This window comes from Alkalibacterium psychrotolerans (genome assembly GCF_054784355.1).
Genome location: NZ_BAAGPH010000030.1, coordinates 21,254 through 40,388 on the forward strand (window position 1 = coordinate 21,254; position 19,135 = coordinate 40,388).

16 protein-coding genes and 1 other RNA gene are annotated in these 19,135 nt (G+C 41.1%); 4 read left to right on the top strand and 13 right to left on the bottom strand.

The genetic code is table 11. From position 1 onward, the window contains the following. Nucleotides 1–137: 137 nt before the first annotated feature. The 7 genes from udk to ACYVLS_RS05235 form a co-directional block, all read right to left on the bottom strand. Entirely contained in the window at nucleotides 138–776 is a 639-nt protein-coding gene (udk, locus tag ACYVLS_RS05205) for a uridine kinase (RefSeq protein ID WP_460322029.1), read from the bottom strand. 79 nt (nucleotides 777–855) lie between these two features. Continuing rightward, a complete protein-coding gene (mltG, locus tag ACYVLS_RS05210) occupies nucleotides 856–1,941 on the bottom strand; it encodes an endolytic transglycosylase MltG (protein ID WP_460322031.1) in 1,086 nt (361 codons plus the stop codon). Nucleotides 1,942–2,141: 200 nt separating this feature from the next. Next, nucleotides 2,142–2,459: a DUF1292 domain-containing protein gene (locus ACYVLS_RS05215; RefSeq protein ID WP_460322034.1), complete on the bottom strand. Its 318-nt coding sequence runs from the start codon at nucleotides 2,457–2,459 to the stop codon at nucleotides 2,142–2,144. A 25-nt stretch (nucleotides 2,460–2,484) separates the two neighbouring features. Beyond that, a complete protein-coding gene (gene ruvX, locus ACYVLS_RS05220; RefSeq protein ID WP_460322036.1) occupies nucleotides 2,485–2,910 on the bottom strand; it encodes a Holliday junction resolvase RuvX in 426 nt (141 codons plus the stop codon). Between the two features lies 1 nt (nucleotide 2,911). Further along, complete coding sequence (locus ACYVLS_RS05225) at nucleotides 2,912–3,169, bottom strand: IreB family regulatory phosphoprotein (protein WP_460322038.1); 258 nt, start codon at nucleotides 3,167–3,169, stop codon at nucleotides 2,912–2,914. A 151-nt stretch (nucleotides 3,170–3,320) separates the two neighbouring features. Then, a complete protein-coding gene (alaS, locus tag ACYVLS_RS05230) occupies nucleotides 3,321–5,966 on the bottom strand; it encodes an alanine--tRNA ligase (RefSeq protein ID WP_460322041.1) in 2,646 nt (881 codons plus the stop codon). Between the two features lie 294 nt (nucleotides 5,967–6,260). After that, on the bottom strand, nucleotides 6,261–7,190 hold the full coding sequence (locus ACYVLS_RS05235; RefSeq protein WP_460322044.1) for a YitT family protein: 930 nt from the start codon (nucleotides 7,188–7,190) through the stop codon (nucleotides 6,261–6,263). 191 nt (nucleotides 7,191–7,381) lie between these two features. On the opposite strand from ACYVLS_RS05235, the gene ACYVLS_RS05240 reads away from it, so the two are divergent. Beyond that, nucleotides 7,382–8,296: a diacylglycerol/lipid kinase family protein gene (locus ACYVLS_RS05240; RefSeq protein WP_460322047.1), complete on the top strand. Its 915-nt coding sequence runs from the start codon at nucleotides 7,382–7,384 to the stop codon at nucleotides 8,294–8,296. 36 nt (nucleotides 8,297–8,332) lie between these two features. Here the strand turns inward: ACYVLS_RS05240 and recD2 are convergent, their stop codons facing one another. The 6 genes from recD2 to gshAB form a co-directional block, all read right to left on the bottom strand. Then, nucleotides 8,333–10,753 (bottom strand): SF1B family DNA helicase RecD2, encoded by a 2,421-nt coding sequence (gene recD2 / locus ACYVLS_RS05245; RefSeq protein ID WP_460322050.1) that lies wholly within the window; start codon nucleotides 10,751–10,753, stop codon nucleotides 8,333–8,335. Between the two features lie 17 nt (nucleotides 10,754–10,770). Beyond that, complete coding sequence (locus ACYVLS_RS05250) at nucleotides 10,771–11,526, bottom strand: helix-turn-helix transcriptional regulator (RefSeq protein WP_460322052.1); 756 nt, start codon at nucleotides 11,524–11,526, stop codon at nucleotides 10,771–10,773. A gap of 141 nt (nucleotides 11,527–11,667) precedes the next feature. Further along, nucleotides 11,668–12,792, bottom strand: a complete 1,125-nt coding sequence (gene mnmA, locus ACYVLS_RS05255) for a tRNA 2-thiouridine(34) synthase MnmA (protein WP_460322138.1) — start codon at nucleotides 12,790–12,792, stop codon at nucleotides 11,668–11,670. A gap of 194 nt (nucleotides 12,793–12,986) precedes the next feature. Further along, on the bottom strand, nucleotides 12,987–13,331 hold the full coding sequence (locus ACYVLS_RS05260; protein ID WP_460322055.1) for a hypothetical protein: 345 nt from the start codon (nucleotides 13,329–13,331) through the stop codon (nucleotides 12,987–12,989). A gap of 37 nt (nucleotides 13,332–13,368) precedes the next feature. Beyond that, entirely contained in the window at nucleotides 13,369–14,523 is a 1,155-nt protein-coding gene (locus ACYVLS_RS05265) for a cysteine desulfurase family protein (protein WP_460322057.1), read from the bottom strand. A 15-nt stretch (nucleotides 14,524–14,538) separates the two neighbouring features. Further along, nucleotides 14,539–16,809 carry a bifunctional glutamate--cysteine ligase GshA/glutathione synthetase GshB gene (gshAB, locus tag ACYVLS_RS05270; protein ID WP_460322060.1) on the bottom strand — a complete coding sequence of 757 codons (2,271 nt, stop codon included), beginning with the start codon at nucleotides 16,807–16,809 and terminating at the stop codon, nucleotides 14,539–14,541. A gap of 178 nt (nucleotides 16,810–16,987) precedes the next feature. Between gshAB and ACYVLS_RS05275 the strand changes: the two genes are divergently transcribed. The 3 genes from ACYVLS_RS05275 (at nucleotide 16,988) to ACYVLS_RS05285 (ending at nucleotide 19,096) form a co-directional block, all read left to right on the top strand. Continuing rightward, entirely contained in the window at nucleotides 16,988–18,250 is a 1,263-nt protein-coding gene (locus ACYVLS_RS05275; RefSeq protein ID WP_460322063.1) for a replication-associated recombination protein A, read from the top strand. Nucleotides 18,251–18,316: 66 nt separating this feature from the next. Next, a non-coding RNA gene (gene ssrS / locus ACYVLS_RS05280) (6S RNA) lies at nucleotides 18,317–18,506 on the top strand. A 131-nt stretch (nucleotides 18,507–18,637) separates the two neighbouring features. After that, nucleotides 18,638–19,096 (top strand): universal stress protein, encoded by a 459-nt coding sequence (locus ACYVLS_RS05285; protein WP_460322065.1) that lies wholly within the window; start codon nucleotides 18,638–18,640, stop codon nucleotides 19,094–19,096. Nucleotides 19,097–19,135: the final 39 nt, after the last annotated feature.

Below are 19,135 nucleotides of genomic sequence, written 5' to 3' on the forward strand. Positions count from 1 at the left end.
CCTCATAATTAGTAATCAGTAATATGTTAATAAAGTTAAAAAAAATAAGATTTAGATAATCTCTAAATTCTCAATGGAACAAAGATACCACGAACATTTCATTATGTAAAGCGTTTTTATAAATTAAAGATGACAAATTACAAAGAACGCTCTTCAAAAATTGTGTTAATCTTAGTTGTCATTAGATCAATGGCAACCTGATTTCTGCCGCCTTCTGGAATAATTATATCAGCATATTTTTTTGTTGGTTCAATAAACTGACTATGCATCGGCTTAACTACTTGCAGGTACTGTTCGATGACATTATCTAGCGTACGTCCGCGCTCTTCGATATCTCTTTTAATCCGTCTGATAATTCGAATATCATCATCCGTATCCACGTAGACTTTAATATCCATTAAATCTCTTAACCGCGCATCTTCCAGGATAAGAATGCCTTCCAGAATGATAACGTCTTTAGGCATTTGAGAAATGGTTTCTTCACTTCTCGTGTGTTTTGTATAATCATACACGGGCTTCTCAATGCTTTCGTAATTCAGTAAATCATTCAAATGGGAAATAAGCAATTCTGTATCAAATGCAAAAGGATGGTCATAATTTGTTTTCAGGCGTTCCTCGAAACTTAAATGATCCTGATTCTTGTAATAGGAATCCTGTTCAAGCATCATAATGGATTTCCCTGGGAAGAAATTGTAAATCGACTGGCTGACGCTGGTCTTTCCACTACCGGAACCTCCTGTCACTCCTATAACTATTGGTTTATGTCTTTCGCTCATACTTCATTTTCCTCTCAGATTTATTCATTCAAATTCTTAATAAAAGCACTGAGTCCGGTTATGGACTCAATGCTTCTTTCTAGCGCAGGTATTCATTTTGATATTCTAAGTGCTGTTCGTATGTCTCAGAGAAGTAAATATTTCGTGTAGATAAGTCTGCAAGAAAATACATATAGTCTGTTTCAGCCGGATACATACTTGCTCGAATGGACTCTTCATCAGGATTATTAACTGGACCTGGTCCTAACCCACGATGTTTATAAAGATTATACGGCGAATCGACTTCCAGGTCATCATAAGTAATGCGTTCCTGATGTTCGCCTAGAGCGTATGTCACACTGACATCAGTCTGCAGAGGCATATCTATTGCCAGTCTGTTATAAAAGACGCCCGATATCAACTCTCTGTCTTCATATGTGATGCCTTCTCTTTCAATGAAGGACGCCATAGTTAAAATATTGTGAACAGTCGTGTCCATTTCATCTATTTCATCATAGTAATCATTCATCACAGAATTCATTCTGGAAATCATTTGCGTCACAAGTTCATCTAAGCTCGTATCATCAAAGTACTCATACGTTGCCGGATATAAATAGCCTTCCAGCGTATACAGTGTTTCTTCTCTCAACTCAAATGCTTCTTCCAGAAGTTCGGGAAATTCATCTGCCTTAGCCTCTAGAAACTCTTCGCTTTCAACTAAATCAAAAAACTCTTCAATAGTGTAGTCCGTCTGATTGTCAATGACAATCGCTACCTGTTCAATTGTATAGCCTTCAGGAATCGTTAAACGACCAGTAGACTCCTCAGTAATGGGCGTGCCGCCCTCCTGCAGCATCCATACAATCTCATCGGTGGACATCGAAGGTGAGAACAGATAGTACCCAGCCTGAAAGCCTTCTTCTCCGGTAAACCGCAGATGGTAATTAAATACAAAAGCACTTCTGATAATATCGTTTTCTTCTAAAATCCTGGCTATGTCTGTTCGCGATGATCCAATTGGAATCTCCACAGGCACATCCTCATTACTTTCCGGTTCCAATGGTTCCAGTGAAGTTGTGTAGTAATGATAGCCGGACACTACAAGTATAATGACTAATATAATTAATATAGAAACAATACTCAGAACTATTTTTCTTACGGTTTGAGTCGATTGTCTGTTGGGCATAAACTGTCCATCCTTTTTCCGTTGAAGTTATCTCTATCATTATACACAAATAGCCTTATGTGTGAAAGCACTATTTAACCTGTTAAAAATTCAGCTCACCAGAATTATCTTTAAATACTGACAGTTAGAATCTATCAAGCGCATCGGTGGGCGGCCCATAAAAAAAAGACGGAAAATTGCTCCGTCTTTTTTTAAAAGATTTATTCTTCTTCGCTGATAAAAGTGTTTAAGACTTCTTCAATCATTTCCCATTCTTCATCAGTTTCGATGGCACTCAATGTACCTTCAAGACCGCCATCTGATTCCGTATAAGAAAAGGCAGACAGTTCAACTTCTTCTCCCTCGCTTGTGCCTGAAGGGAAAACCAGTACATAAGACTTATCGAAATCTTCAGAGTCGAAAGTGAAAAGAATTTCGTATAATTCTTCATTACCTTCTTCATCTATGATTGTAATATAGTCGTGTTCGTGCTCTTCCTCATGGTTATGGTCATGATCGTGATTATGGTCTTTTGTCATTATAAAAACTCCTTGTATAAAATATTTATTTGTTTGACTGCTGATCGAGATAATTCTGAAGAATCATAACAGCAGCCAGTTTATCGATTACTTTTTTGCGTTTTTTTCTGGATGTATTGCCTTCTTCTATCAGCATCCGTGTGGCCTGCATAGTGGTCAATCGTTCATCCTGATAGATGACCGGTAATGAGAAGAGCTCCTCAAGCTTTTCACCGTATGAGAGTGAAATTTCAGCCCGGTTGCCAATTGAACCATCCATATTTTTAGGCAGTCCAACAACGATTGATTCAACTTCATACTCCTCAATCAGTTCTCTTAAGCGGTCAAACCCTAGTTCTTCGCGCGCTTCATTGATTTGGATTGTTTCTATACCCTGAGCAGTCCAGCCAAACAAGTCACTGACTGCCACACCTACTGTTTTAGAGCCGACATCCAGCCCCATTATTCGCATACTAACTTTCTCTCTTTAAATAATGAGTAACCAGTTCTTCAAGTACTTCATCACGTTCATGACGTTTGATTAAATTACGGGCATCATTGTGTCTTGGAATATAAGCGGGATCGCCCGACAGTAGATAGCCAACAATCTGATTGATCGGATTGTAGCCCTTCTCTTCCAGGGCTTTGTATACAAGTGTGAGCGTTTCTTCTACATTATGTTCGTCCATGTTTTCTACACTAAAACGAACGGTATGGTCATTTGAAGTCATAAGTCTGTTCCCTCCATACATTTTCCGTCAAAAACTCGCAGTTTCAATGTGCAAGTTCAAGTTAGTTATATTTTACTAGAAATGTAACGAAAGTACAATCTAATCTGAACAGGATTTCCCTTTTATACAACAGGAAGACCATGAGAGCAGTCTATAGCACGTTTTCCAAATATGAACTTACTGCTTCCAGGGCCTGTGGCAGCCCGTCAGGATTTTTCCCGCCGGCCTGAGCAAAGTCAGGACGACCGCCTCCACCGCCTTTGACAAATGGCGAAATGTGTTTAATGACATCGCCTGCCTTAAGTCCTTTTTCGATAGCCTCTTTATTCATTGACACAATCAGGTTCACTTTCTCATCACCCCGAAGTCCCAGCACTAGAATATCAGAGACATTCAGCTGTTTCCATTTATCAGCGAGCTGTCTTAACTGATTCATATCCTTTGCTTTGATTTCTTCGGCAATAAAGGTTACCCCTTTGACTGATTTCACTTGTGTAAATACTTCGTCTGCTTGAGCATTGGCTAATTTTGCATGAAGTGATTCATTGACTTGAGTGATTTCCTTCAATTCTTTCAATAGTCCTTCGACTTTAAGCGGGACTTCGTGAGGAGCCTGCACTTTCATCAACTTGGATGCTTCCTTCAGGATACGCAGCTGGTCTTCCATCCATCGGTATGCTCCTTCGCTTGATCGGGCTGTAATACGTCTCACTCCCGCACCAATTCCAGCTTCAGAAGTGATTTTAAACAAGCCTATTTCAGCCGTACTGTTTACATGGGTTCCCCCGCAGAGCTCTTTGGAGTAATCACCGACCATAACTACACGAACATTCTTGCCATATTTTTCACCAAACAGAGCCATAGCTCCCAGCTTCTTAGCCTCGTCTAGAGTTGTATTCAGCGTTTCCACTCTAAAGTTTTCCTGGATTTTTTCATTGACGCGCTGTTCCATCTCAGCCAGTTCTGTTTCACTAACCTGTCCGAAATGAGTAAAGTCAAAGCGGAGGTGATCTTCTTCAACCAATGAACCGGCCTGATTTGCATGGTCCCCCAGCACATCTTTTAAAGCCTGGTGGAGCAAATGAGTCGCTGTATGATTGCGTTCAATCAGTCTTCTTCTTTTTCTGTCAATAACTAAGGTATAGTCTTTATCTATACTTATCGGCTTTCTTACTAGCGCTTCGTGTATAGACTGACCATCCGGTCCAGGTTTAACGGTCGTCACTTCTGCCATTACTGTCTGGTTCTCATCAAGAATCAAGCCAGTATCACCCGCTTGTCCACCCTTTTCTGCATAAAAAGGTGTTTCTTCGAACAACACCTTTACAGTGTCTCCTTCTGTTGCTTCCTGTACAAATTCCTCATCTTTAATTATTTTTGCTAGTGTGCTGACTGTTTCATCTTCTTCGTATCCCTTAAATTCACTCTTAACAGCAAGACTATTTAGGAGTGAAGACTGGACAGCCATCGATCCTTCTGCCTGACGGGCCGAGCGGGCACGTTCTCTCTGTTTTTCCATTTCTTTTGAAAAACCTTCATAGTCGATCTCTATTGCTTCTTCGCTGACCAGTTCTTCAGTCAGTTCAACCGGGAAACCGAAGGTATCGTATAGTTGGAAAACATACTCCCCTGATATAACGTTCTGACCAGTTGCTTTCAGCTCTGAAATAATTTCATTGGCCCGCTCTATACCGGCAGCCAGTGTTTCCAGGAAGCGTTCTTCTTCATTTAAAATAACTTTAGCGGCAAATTCCTGCTTGCCTGAGACTTCGGGATAGTGTTCCTGCATAATCTCTGCGACAACCGGAACTAATTCTGATAGGAACGGTTTTTCAATAGAGAGTCTGCGTCCATGCATGACGCTTCTTCTAAGCAGTCGTCTCAAGACATAGCCACGTCCCTCATTTGAAGGAAGAGCACCGTCACTGATAGCAAACGCCAATGTTCTGACGTGATCAGCTATCACTTTGAAGCTGACTTTCTTCTCTTTATTCTCAGAATAGCTAATTCCTGATTTTTGTTCAATTTTCTCAATAATCGGCATAAACAAATCTGTTTCAAAGTTTGTCGGTGCATCCTGGATAATCGACAGGACTCTTTCCAGTCCCATCCCAGTATCAATATTCTTGTTCGGCAGCGGGTCATATGAATTATCAGGCTTGTGGTTGAATTGAGAAAAAACTAAGTTCCAAATTTCAAGCCAGCGTTCATTTTCGCCTCCGGGATAGTTTTCTTCGTGCCCTTCCGGCAGGTCATTGTATTCTTCTCCACGGTCATAGAAAATTTCCGAGTTAGGTCCGCATGGTCCTTCCCCGATATCCCAGAAGTTTCCTTCTTCTTTAACAATATGCGAAGCGTCCAGACCGATATCGTCCTTCCAGATGGTATAGGCTTCCTCGTCATCAGGATAAACTGTGACAAAGAGTTTATCTTCATCCATATCCATCCATTCAGGACTGGTCAAGAATTCCCATGCCCATTCGATCGCTTCTTTTTTAAAGTAATCGCCGATGGAGAAATTCCCAAGCATTTCAAAAAGTGTATGGTGACGTGCTGTAACTCCTACATTTTCAATATCGTTAGTCCGAATGCTTTTTTGTGAGCTGGCAATCTTAGGGTTTTCAGGTTTTACAGTACCATCAAAATATTTTTTCATCGTCGCCACACCGGAATTGATCCATAACAGCGTCGGGTCTTCTACAGGTACTAATGAGGCACTTTTTTCAATCTTATGTCCCTTTTCTTCAAAAAAATCTAAAAAGAGCTGTCTGAATTCACTACTTGATAATTTCTTCATGTTCATCATCCTATCTTATTTGTATTTACATCAAAAAAACTGAATAAATCGCTGCTTACAAGGACGTGTATACGCGGTACCACCTTGTTTGCAACGACTTATTCAGTCAGTCATTACCTCTTCAGTCTTGTTAACGCCAAGAAACGGCACAATTTCTTATGCAGAAATAAAAGGGAGCACTTAAGGTTTCTGATGTTCTTTCACCGCTAGGAACATCTCTCTTTAAAACTTACCGTCAGTATGGCCTTTTATGAATGATAAAAGTATAGCGCAGTTTTGCTCTGTAGTCAATCTTTAGTGTTGACTGTGCGTCTCATTGTTATCTATCAAGTCTTCCTCATCTGTCCACTCAGTCTCGTGGTGAATAAAGTATTTACTCATTGAGAACCCTCTACCCAGTACTTCACTCGCCGGCATGGCTACTACAAAGGCATCTGAATCGGCTTTTAGTACCACTTCCTTCAAGAGCGTAAATTCTCTTTCCTGAATGACCGCCATAAGCATATCTTTATCTGTGTTGCCGTAACCGCCTCTAATCCCCAGATTCGTCACGCCTCTTTGCATAGTATGCAGAATCTCATCACGAATATCTTGTGGACTGTCGGAAATGATAAAAACATTTTTATTTCGGTTGAATCCAAGCTGTACAAGGTCAATTGTTCTGGAAATAATGAACAAGGCTATCAATGAATACATGACTGTTTCCACATCAAAAGCCAGTAAGGCAACCATGATAATGAAGCCGTCTACTATCATGGTGCTTAATCCTAATTGCAGATGGAGAAACTGGTACAGAATTTGAACAATGATGCTCGTTCCGCCTGTGGAAGCTTTAGCGCGGAATACTATACCTAATCCCAGTCCAGTTATTCCGCCTCCAAATATGGCAGCCAGGAGCGGATCAAAGGTCGCAGCTGGAAAATGGCCGATAAACATCAGGAAGAAAGGTAAAAGCAGGCTACCCAAAATAGATTTATATCCGGCGGCCTTACCAAGCACAACAAATGATAAGATTAAAAGTGGGATATTGATACTGTATTGAAATAAGGCAGGATCAAAGCCAAATAAATCATTGGCGACAATAGATAATCCTGAGATGCCCCCAGAAACAATGTTGTTGGGAAGTAAAAAGACCTGGAATGCTATGGCCGTCAGAAACGAGCCGAATACAATATAGACATAATCCACCGCACTTAATGTATATCGTTTAGCTACTTGTAACATACTTTTCCTCCTTCAGATTAAATCTTTTTTTATTCATTACTAATTATTGCAACTGGTCTATTCTAACACTTTATTTCAGCTTAAAACAACCCAAAAGAGGTAAAAATATAAGTATAGTTTGGTTAAGTCGTACTTTTAATAAAATTGAAATACAGTATACTATATCTATACATAAAAGGTGTGGTGATTAAATGTCGTATTCTTATTCTCGCTATTTATTTATTGTCAATGAATATTCCCGTAAAGGTAGACATATCAAAGAAAAGATAGAGACCTTAATGGCAGAGCATCCTGTAAGCTTTGAACTGGTTACAACTAATTATAAAAGACACGCGTCTGAACTGGCTAAATACTATGCTGATACAATCTCGAATGATACCCTGCTGATTGCTGTCGGGGGTGACGGAACATTAAACGAAGTGGTACAAGGTATTCATGAATCTGGAAGAAACCATCCGGTTGCCTACATCCCTACTGGCTCCGGAAACGACTTCGCACGTTCACATGACTTGTCCAAGTCTATTGACATGTCTCTGAAACGCATACTCACATTAACCACTTCGAAGGAACTGGATATACTTACAGCTAAATCATACCATAACCACATGGTCGCAGTGAACAGCATCGGTTTTGGCATAGATGGCATGGTGATATCAAAACTGGATGAAACCACGAACAAACAGACCATCGGTAAATCCTCCTATTTACTGTCTGTTCTTTCAGCTTATTTCTCACAAAAAGAATTTTCACTTACGCTTAAAGGTGCGGATGACGTTATTACGTTCGAAAACGCCCTTCTTGTCGTCTTTGCCAATCATAAGTTTTTTGGAGGGGGGATTCCTATTCATCCACTCGCGAACCCCACCGACTCATATATCGATATAGTCGTGGCTGAAAAAATTTCTTTTCTGGAACTGCTCGATATACTGTACCGCATACTGACAAATGAAAGCCATCTCTCTCATAAAAAAGTGCATTCCTACAGATTCAAGTCCTGTTCAGTCACCATTGATCCCCCTCAGTTTGGTCAGCATGACGGTGAGCTGATTGAACGAAACGTCAAGTCCATGACGCTGTCTACTGACAAACAAGAATTCTGGATATAAAAAAGAGTACTCTGATGTGATTTCAGAGTACTCTTTTTATGGTTGAATGTTTTCCATGCCAATCATTGGGTCGATTGTCTGAGTCTGGACCAGGTCAGGAGTCAGTCGGTAATCTTTTACAGGAGGTAACTCCTCTGCTTTTTTCGTCTTATCAACTTCGTCTGTTTCTTCTCCCTCTTCGTCCGCCTCAGTCAGTCTGTATCCTAACGTCGTGTTCCTTTTTACTGTATCCTCTATAATACTCTTTTCAAATGCTGCTCGCTCTCCACATAACAGCAAGGTCTTGCTTGCCCGTGTGATTGCAGTATAGACAATGTCTTTCTTTAACATTCTACCGTAGCCGAATACAATGGGCAGAATGACCATGTCGTATTCACTGCCCTGTGATTTATGAATCGAACAGCAATAAGACAGCGTAATCTTATTCCATTCATTACGCCCATAGTTCACTTCGTTGCCGTCAAAATCGATGACCAGTTCTTCTGTATTCAGTTCAGACTCCTTGGCGGATAGGATGCCTGTGATGACACCCATATCTCCATTGAAGACAGACCGTTCCGGTTCATTAATCAGCTGGAGTATTTTGTCGCCTATGCGGTACGTGCTGTCCTGAAAGGTGACTTCTTTCTGTCGGGACTTTTTAGGATTGAAAAGTTCCTGCAGCAATTTATTCAGCTCATTTATACCGGCGGGTCCTCTATACATGGGAGCCAATACTTGAATGTCCTGAGCGGTATACCCTTTTTCAATAGCTTTTGTAACAAGCAGACTGACAACGTCCTTCACACTGCTGGTTCGGCAGGAGAAAAAATTCCGGTCTGCCTTTTTGTCATTAAAATCTTCAGGCAGTCTTCCCTGCTTCATTTCGTGAGCGAGCTTGATAATGGACGACTCTCCGTCCTGTCTGTATATTTCTGTCAGTTCTTTATAAGGAAGCATCTCGCTTTCAAGCAAATCCCTCAAAACCTGACCGGGCCCAACCGACGGCAGCTGATCTTTATCGCCAACTAGAATGACTTTCATATCCGTACGAACAGCCTTAAACAGCTGATACGCCAGCCAAGTATCAACCATGGACATTTCATCTATAATAAGCAGTGAGCCTTCAAGTGTTTTCTCCGTTTCCGGCAGATCATCGTCGTCTTCTGTTGCTGTCAGCCCCAGCAGCCGGTGTATGGTCGAGGCTGGCAAACCAGTTGTTTCCTTCATTCTTTTTGCCGCGCGTCCAGTCGGCGCTGCCAATTGCACTGGAAAGGGCTGACCGGAGTAGTCCATTGGATCAAGACTCAAATCATGCAGATCGGCATAGACGGAGACAATAACTTCGAGTACTGTTGTCTTTCCTGTTCCAGGACCACCCGTCAGTACAAAAAGAGGGGATTGCAGTGCTTCAATAACAGCCGCCTTTTGTGACTCCCCTAATTTGAAGCCGCGCTTTTTTTCAAATTGGCTAATTTTCTTTTTTATTTTCTTTTCATCTGGTACGGAATCGTCGTTAGTAAGCAGACGATCGATAGCACTGACAATTCCCCACTCAGATGCGAACAGAGAAGGAAGATAAAATCGGTTTTCATCTTTTATAATTTTATTTTCCCCAACCAGTTCCAGAATATTTTCTGCTATCAGGTCTGGATCTATCAAAAATGAACGGCTTTTCTCCAGTACCGTCAGCGTCTGCTTCAGCAGATAATCAGCCGATACATAGGTATCCCCACTGCTCAACGTCTTTTCTTCCAGGGCGTAAATCACACCGGCTTTAATACGCTGGGGGTTGTCTCCTTCAATACCCATCTCTTCTGCTATAGCATCAGCCCGGTTAAATCCTACCCCATCGATTTCCTCAATCAGAATATAGGGGTTCTTCTGAATCGTACTCAGCGTGTGTCCTTCAAATCTCTGGTAGACCTTATACGCCAGTTGATTGGACAAACCATAATTATTTAATGTGATAATGACTTTCTGCATTCCCTGCTCTTTTTCAAGCACGGATACCAGCTGCTCCTTCTTTTTATCATTCAAGACGGGTACAGTGTCTAAAACGGAGTCATCCTCGATTATTTTATCAATACAGTCCATGCCAAGGTAATCGACAACCGCCTGAGCCGTTTTCTTTCCGATACCCTTGAAGCGGGGGCTGGACAGGTATGTGATGATGGCCTCCTCACTGGACGGTTTTTCTTTCATGTATTTGGTCGCAGTGAACTGCACGCCGTATTTTGGGTGCTCTGTCCAGTTTCCAGAGAAATGATAATGGTCTCCAGTTTGAATCTGGCCAAAGTTACCTGTTATGACGATTTCGTCCTCTTTTAATTCTTTATCTGTTTCATCAATTTTGACAAGCATCACTTTGTAAAAATTAGAAGGATTAGAATAATAAATGGATAATACTTCTCCAATAATATAATGATTTTTCTCTTTGTTGCCTATTTCCACTTTCCATCCTCCTTTAATGCACATGCACGCTTCCCCTTTGACTAAGATGCTCTTCTGAAGTCAGATGGAGACAAAAGGGTGTAGCGTTTAAAATTTCTGTTAAATGTTCTCAAATTTGCAAAACCGCATATAAGTGCAATTTCCTTGACTGATAAATCAGTCTGTTTCAGGTGTTCAGCTGCTTGAGCGACTCGGTAACGGTTTAAGTACTCAGTAAATGTCAGTTTAGTATACTGATAAAAGGTTTTTGACAAGTAGGCGTAATCATACTGCAGACTCTGAGCGACAGTTTTGAGCGAACAGTCTTCATCAAAGTGCTTGTCAACATATAATAGAATATTCTGGACTACTTTTCTTTTTGAGGAAATAGTCACTTCGGCAAAGGTAGTCGCATTAATCAGGTCATTACAGTAACTGTACAGTAAACTTTTCTGAGCATATACGGACTCCAGATTTTCCGGCCGTATAATCGAAACATCTGACAATTTATTGTTCTCAGGTTCTTTATTTTTATAGTTTGCATAAAAGTGACTGATCATTTCAGGTGAAAAAATCAGCACGTCACATACAGATGCTTCCGGTGTCGTCAGCTGATGCAGCTGATTTGGAAAGACCAGAACGGCTTCATTCGGATGAAGGGTATAGCTTGTTTCTTCAATAGTAATGTTCATTTCACCTTCCAGCACATGAATAAATTCAAAGGCACGATGAAAGTGTAGAGGAAAAGTTGAGCCGTTTAAATGGAGGTGTTTCAATGTCTGTTTCTCTTCCAGACCATGGTCTTCAAAAAAATACATGGGCATCCCTTCCTGGAAAACTGTTTAGTTGCTTCATTCACTCTATATAAGAATAGCACGAACATTAAGTCAGTACTATATTACCAAATAAATTCACCAAACAACATAAAAATCCTGACCTTTTCGGGTCAGGATTTTGGATTATACATACTGAAGGATTTCAGATTCTTTAAAGGCTTTGTCAATCGTTCCGCCACCCAGACACTCGTCACCATCATACAGGACAATAGCCTGACCAGGTGTTATAGCCCGTGCGGGTTCGTCGAATTCAACTGTCGCTGTTTTATCTTCATTATTCAGGTGGACAGTGACTCCAACGTCTTTTTGACGGTATCGGAATTTAGCCGTACAGCTGAACGTTTCCGGAAATTCTCTGTCAACTGTAAATGTAAATTGACTGGCCGTTAAATGAGTGGCATATAAATGTTCATGGGTAAAGCCTTGCCCGACTATCAGCTCGTTCTCTGCAAGATTCTTGCCAATTACGAACCAGGGCTCGTTTGATGTTCCATTTCCACCTATCCCAAGGCCTTTTCTCTGACCGATAGTATAATACATCAGTCCGTCATGTCTGCCCATGACATCGCCCTCTTCTGTCACCATATTACCAGGCTGAGCGGGAAGATAATCCATTAGAAAATCTTTGAAGTCTCTTTCACCAATAAAGCAAATCCCAGTTGAGTCTTTTTTACCGGCTGTCGCCAGATCATGCTCTTCCGCAATCGCTCTCACTTCTTTCTTTTCCATTTCGCCTAAAGGAAAGAGAACTTTTGCTAGTTGTTCCTGAGAGAGCTGATTTAAGAAGTAGGTCTGATCCTTATTGTTATCCAGCCCTTTGAGTAAGTGAGCTGTGCCGTCTTCATCGCGTCGAATTCTTGCGTAGTGTCCTGTCGCCACGTATTCGGCTCCGAGACTCAAGGCATAATCAAGAAACGCTTTAAACTTGATTTCTTTGTTGCACATGACATCCGGATTCGGTGTGCGGCCTTTTTTATATTCTTCGAGAAAATAAGAAAAGACTTTGTCCCAGTATTCCTTTTCAAAGTTAATTGAATAATAGGGTATGCCTATTTTATTTGCTACCAATGCAACATCTTTGTAGTCTTCAGTCGCTGTACATACACCATTTTCGTCTGTATCGTCCCAGTTTTTCATGAAAACACCAACGACATCATAGCCTTGCTGCTTTAATAAAAGAGCAGTCACAGAGGAATCTACGCCTCCGCTCATGCCAACTACGACGCGTGTATTGCTATTCGTCATAATTTCACCATCATTTCTATAAAGTTCTGCACTCTGTACGAATTGAAGGTTCGTGAGTTCCAGTCTGTTCCATTATACTTACTAAATGAAAGAAATCAAGTTCCCTTTACATTTTTAATCAAAACTTAAAAAGCCTTCAAGAGGAAGATGGATACTCTCTCTTGAGGGCTCTTGCTTTATACTTAAATTTTAAAAAACTACTCAGCTTCGACAAGTACCTTGCCTTCAATTAGGCTTAATAAAATGTTTTCAGCAAATTCTCTTTCTTTTTGCAGTTCCTTGTTTTTATATAAATCAATCTTTTTTAACCCGTTGGGTGTCACTGCAGATATTTTCAGTTCATCAATATCTTTAGAAATAGTAATTTTCAGTTTAGGTGACTTTTTGTCCATCGCATGGGTACTTAACACTCTTTCATACTGAAATGAACCATTTTTAGTTTCAGTAAAGCCATTATCTCTCAACGTATAGCGTTTTGCTTCGTCACTAACTCTGTATGACTGGTTACTTCCGAGCAGTGAATCCTTCTTGTACGTCGCCAAAGTCAACATCCTCTCTTCAATTCATACTTCTATTATTTTATGTTTTCTTTAAAAAAGCAACCGCTTTTTTAATAACATTAACCATTTTTGCTATTTGCTCAGGCTCACTGCCGTAGCCGAAGCTGATTCTAATCGTTTCTGCTATAGCAGGGTGTTCTCTACTATAGAGAGCTTCCAGCACGTGACTCGGTTCCACATTGCCGGCTGAACAGGCAGACCCGATGGAGACGGCTATACCGGCAAGATCAAGGTGTATCAGCAGCTTTTCAGCAGAAACGTTTTTAATGTGCACACTTAAAATATGCGGCAGAGTAGTATCTAGAGAGCCATTAACGGCATAATCGATATCCGCTTCATTCAGCCTGTGGAGGGTTTCTCGTTTGAGGCTGATGTACTTTTCAGATAGCTCAGCTTTTGAAGCTTGTCTGAGTTCCACTGCCCGCTTAAAACCGACTATTGCCGGTATGTTTTCAGTACCTGCCCGGCGTTTATTTTCCTGCTCCCCGCCCATTATCAGACTTGGCAAGTTTAGATTTTTTTTCATGTATAAAAACCCTATGCCTTTGGGCCCGTTAATCTTGTGAGCTGAAACGGATAACAAATCAATACCCTGGTCCACTACATTGATTGACTCAGTGCCGTAAGCCTGTACAGCATCAGTATGAAAGACAACGTCGTGGTCCAGCTCATTCAGATAGTGGCCTATTTTTTTAATCGGCATAACGGACCCGATTTCATTGTTTCCGTAAATAATTGAGACGAGAATCGTGTCTTCTCTCACACTGTCTTTAACCTGTTCAAGTGTTATTGTCCCTTCTTCGTTAACCGGAAGCCAGGTCACTTCATACCCGTTTTTCTCAAGGTAATGAATGGGATTCCTGACTGCTGCGTGTTCTATATTGGTGGTGATAATATGTCTGCCTTTAGCTTTCATTTTTTCTGCTGTTTTTAACACTGCCATATTATCGCTTTCCGTGCCCCCGCTGGTTATAATGATTTCTTCAGGCAAGGCATGAATACTTTCAGCAAAGGTCTTTCTTGCTTCTTCAAGCAGGCCTTTACTTTCTCTCCCCAGCTGATGTGTGCTGGAAGCATTGCCATAGTGATTAGCCAATGCCGAAGCCATTACCTCAATCACCTCTGGGTGCATAGGTGTAGTGGCGGCATGATCAAAGTATAACTGCTTGTTCATGTCATTCTCCTTCATTTATGACGTCTCGATAGTTGGATACAGCATGCGGAGTATCTTTTGCGTTAAATTAACCCCCTGGCCATTTTGCAGAAAAGCATGCATATGCATCGCTGGGTTAAAGTTGGCTTCAATAAAGACATATCGGTCTTCATGTTTAGACACCGGTTTCGTTCGGTCAGGGATGATTAAATCGACACCGGTCACTTTAACTTCTAAAGCATTTGCAATCCGTGCAGCCAACTGTTTGTAGGATTCGTGCATGTCCTCAGTCAAGTCGATAGAGTCGCCACCAGTTGAAATATTCGAATTTTCTCTAAGCAGTGCCTGTTCACCGTTCTTCAGAACAGTTTCAAAGTTATAACCCTGCTCCTTAAGCATCAGCTCTTCAATTTTACCCATTTTAATTTTTTCCAGCGGGGCCCGGTGATTTTCTCCGCGGTAGGGGTGCTGATTCTTTTCGTCAATCAATTCTCTGATTGTCGCTATTCCGTCCCCGACCACATTAGCCGGTTTTCTCAGAAGAACCGCTTCTGTCTTTCCATTGATGACAAAAAAGCGATATTCCGTGCCTTCAGCAAATTCTTCAATCAGTACTTCAGAATCTTCTTCAAAAGCCAGTTCGAGTGCTTCTTTAAATGCTTCATATGAAGCTGGTTTTTTGAAAATAGAAATCCCAATGCCGTAATTGGTTGATTTAGGTTTGACAACTATTGGGCTGTTTTTGAAAAAAGAGTACTGATTCAAGGCCTGTTCCAGAGTCACATATCCTCTTCCCTCAGCAACTGTAAAACCGGCATCCTTCACTATTTTTTTGGTAACTGTTTTGTTAGCCATAATCCAATGAGAAATATACGTATCTTTAGCTGTCATATTCCCATTTTTTACATATTCTACTTTTCCATTGTGTTCTAATTTGAGAAACTGATCGTTTTCATCCAGAATAGTCGTATCAATGCCTAGTTTCAGACAATCCGAAAGCAGCAGCTGAGTGCTCATTTCCATGGTTTCAAACCCGCTCAATAAAAATGGTTTTTCAAAAGAATGCTGCTTGTATGTCTCGCCAAGCTTTATACCCAGCTTTATAAATGACCCTTCTTGTTCAATGTTTTTAACCACTCGTGCAGCTAGCGTTTTTTCAGGGTGATGAAATTCATCTATCGCCTGCTTTACAGCATCGCTATAGCTTTTATTTAGCTTTAACTCTTCGGCAGTTTCCATCATCACATTCAGTAACTCCAATCCTTCATCTAAATAGCGAGAAGAATCAAAGGGATTTTCCATTGCTGTCAGTTCATTCATTTCAGATCCTGTTTCAATATCTTTATCTGTGCTGTCGGAGTCCATCCAAACCATTGTCAGTAAAAACAGATGAGTGAAAAGAGACTGTTCTACTGAAAAGCCCAGCTTTTCGAATGGGTTCAGGTCAAAAGAACGAAACTCTACATAGCGTGTTCCACTGTTAATCAGATTACACACAGCTTTTCCTTTTCCTCTAAGACGAGAAGAACCATAGTATTCTCTTTCTTCGATTAAATCTCTGTCTTTAACCAGAGATTCAATATCTGTAACATATCTTTTTATATTCTCATATGAAACGCGGTGGCTGAAATTATTATGATAACCGATTGAACTGTTTCTGATACTTCTGAAATAAGTATAAGGTACTTCATTCCCAAGGAAACTTGCATCCCCAACTGGTGAAGCGCCAAACAAGTAAGTCAGAATCCACTGATAGCGGAGGTAGTTCCGCGACATCTTCAAATACAGATCGTTGCACCAGGCATTAAATTCCTGAGATGTCGTCATGTCCTTACCCATTTCAGATATAAAGGCTTCAGAAAAAGAAAAATTAAAGTGAACACCGCTGATCATCTGTTTTTTCTTCCCATATTTATCAGCCAGTTTCTGTCTGTACTCAATTTCTGATACTTCATCCACTTTAATGATGGGAATATCCTTTTCCTCAGGCAGTAAATTAGGCATGCTAAAAGGCCAGACAAATTCATCCTTGTCCAGTGTGCGGTTCACTACATCATGTAGGGCATCAAGCCACTTATACTGATTCTCGATTGAATCCTGAGGGGGTGTTACGAGTTCGAGTTGAGATTCACTGAAATCAGTTTGAATATAAGGATGATGATTCCTGCTTCCAAAGGCTGAGGGGTGTGGCGTTAAAGCCAGATAGCCATCAGCTGTCGTACGCAGCCCTTCCTTTTCCAAACCGAATGAACCTTCTTTAAAAAGTTCCTGTAAATCATTTTCAATTATCGTTTGCTTCATCGTCATCTCTATCTATCCTTACGTCAAATTTACTTACTTATTATCAAATACTATCTTATCATAAAGCAGTCATTCTACATAGACAAATGATAGGTTTACATCGAACGATTGTTCTGTTTTGTTTATAAAAATGTGTAAAAATGGTATACTTACTTTACTTAAAATCAGCAAAAAGGAGTCAATTATGGAAAAACCACTAGCCTACCGCATGCGGCCTACCTCAATTGATCAGATAGTCGGTCAGGAACATTTAGTAGGAGAAGGAAAAATCATCTGGCGAATGGTCAAAGCAAAACAGCTGTCTTCAATGATACTCTATGGTCCCCCTGGGATTGGCAAGACGAGTATTGCCAGTGCAATAGCCGGCTCGACACAATATGCCTTTCGTATGCTTAATGCTGCAACGGATACAAAAAAAGACCTGCAGATTGTGGTGGAAGAAGCCAAGATGAGCGGCACAGTCGTTCTTCTTCTAGATGAGGTCCATCGCCTCGATAAGCCAAAACAGGATTTTCTGCTCCCTCACCTTGAAAATGGGCGTATCGTTTTAATCGGAGCGACAACTGAAAACCCCTATATTGCCATTCATCCCGCCGTAAGAAGTCGGTCTCAGATATTTGAGCTGCATTCGTTAACTGACGATCAAATCAGCCAGTCACTCATGCGCGCAATAGAAGATAAGGAAAAAGGACTGGGAAATTACGCCCTCGATATAGAGCCTACTGTGTTAAATTATTTTGCCCGGTCCACAAATGGTGATTTAAGAAGTGCTCTAAATGCGCTGGAGCTGGCTGTCAAGTCTACTGAAGAAAACGATGAAGGCGTGATTCACCTGACACAGGCCATAGCTGAAGAGTGTCTTCAGCGGAAGTCTTTAACTCATGATAAAGACGGCGACGCGCATTATAATGTGATATCTGCTTTTCAAAAATCCATTCGCGGAAGTGACGTTCACGCCGCTCTGCACTATCTTGCGCGTCTTCTGGAAGCTGGAGAAATTAAAGTCATTATTAGGAGACTGATTGTCACTGCCTATGAAGACATCGGTCTTGCCAATCCCGCCGGCGTCTCAAGAGTCATGGAGGCCGTGGAGGCAGCCGAGAAAATTGGCCTGCCTGAAGCACGGATCCCCTTGGCCAATGCAGTCATTGAAATGTGTCTCTCGCCTAAATCAAACAGTGCGATAACAGCCATCGACCAAGCGCTGAAAGATGTCAGAGACGGCAAATCAGGCGATGTCCCCGCTCATTTAAAAGACACCCATTACAAGGGTGCGGATAAGCTAGGAAGCGGCGTCGGTTACAAGTATCCCCATAGTTATGATGAACACTGGACACCCCAGCAGTATCTGCCGAATACTATAAAGAATAAAAAGTATTACACTCCTGTACTGACGTCTAAATTTGAAGATGCCTTAAACAGACAATTGAACAAGTTTAGTCCCTAACGGTTGTCTCCTGACTGCGAGTTATCGGAATTGACTAAACTGAATCTCTGTGCTACTATAAGGATAAGAATTCTGAGGTGTACGCGATGCCAAACTACTGTGTTGACCGAACATTTTTATTAAAACAATGGGATTCTAAAGGAAAAATTGATGACATGCCTTATCACTTGGAAGTCAAATATTTTTCTGGTGAAGCCCACCTGCCAATAGCGGGTTCAACCTAAACTGGCGTTCTACCGGCACCATCGGATTTCTTATACTTAGTAGTTAATTAGAGTCGAGACAGCTGTCTCGACTCTTTTTTTGTTTCAAGTTGCTTCCATTAGCATTTTCAAAGGTATTTTTAGTATACTTAAGATAAGATAATCAGGAAGGAAGTGCTTTATAATGTTGCAGGAATATAAATCAATACTCGTAGCAGTGGATGGTTCCAATCAGGCGGAGAAGGCATTTAAGAAAGCGGTTGAGGTAGCGAAAAGAAACAACGCTGTGCTGGTACTCGCACACGTCATTGACACTAGAGCCTATCAGTCATTCTCTACTTTCGACGGTTCCATAGCGGACAACGCGAGAGTTGAAGCGAAAAACACCCTGTTGGAGTATAAAGAATACGCAGTCAAAGAAGGTGTCGGCGAGGTAAAAATTGTCCTTGAATACGGTTCGCCAAAAGTCATGATTGCTAAACAGATTCCAGAATCAGAAAAGATTGATTTGATCATGCTGGGGGCCACAGGTCTTAATGCCGTTGAACGAATATTTGTTGGTTCCGTTTCTGAATACGTCATCAGACAAGCCAAGTGCGACGTTATGATTGTACGTACTGACCTGGAAAACAAACCGGAATAATTTTTACAGCTAAATATAAACACGCCGCAAGAAATCTTA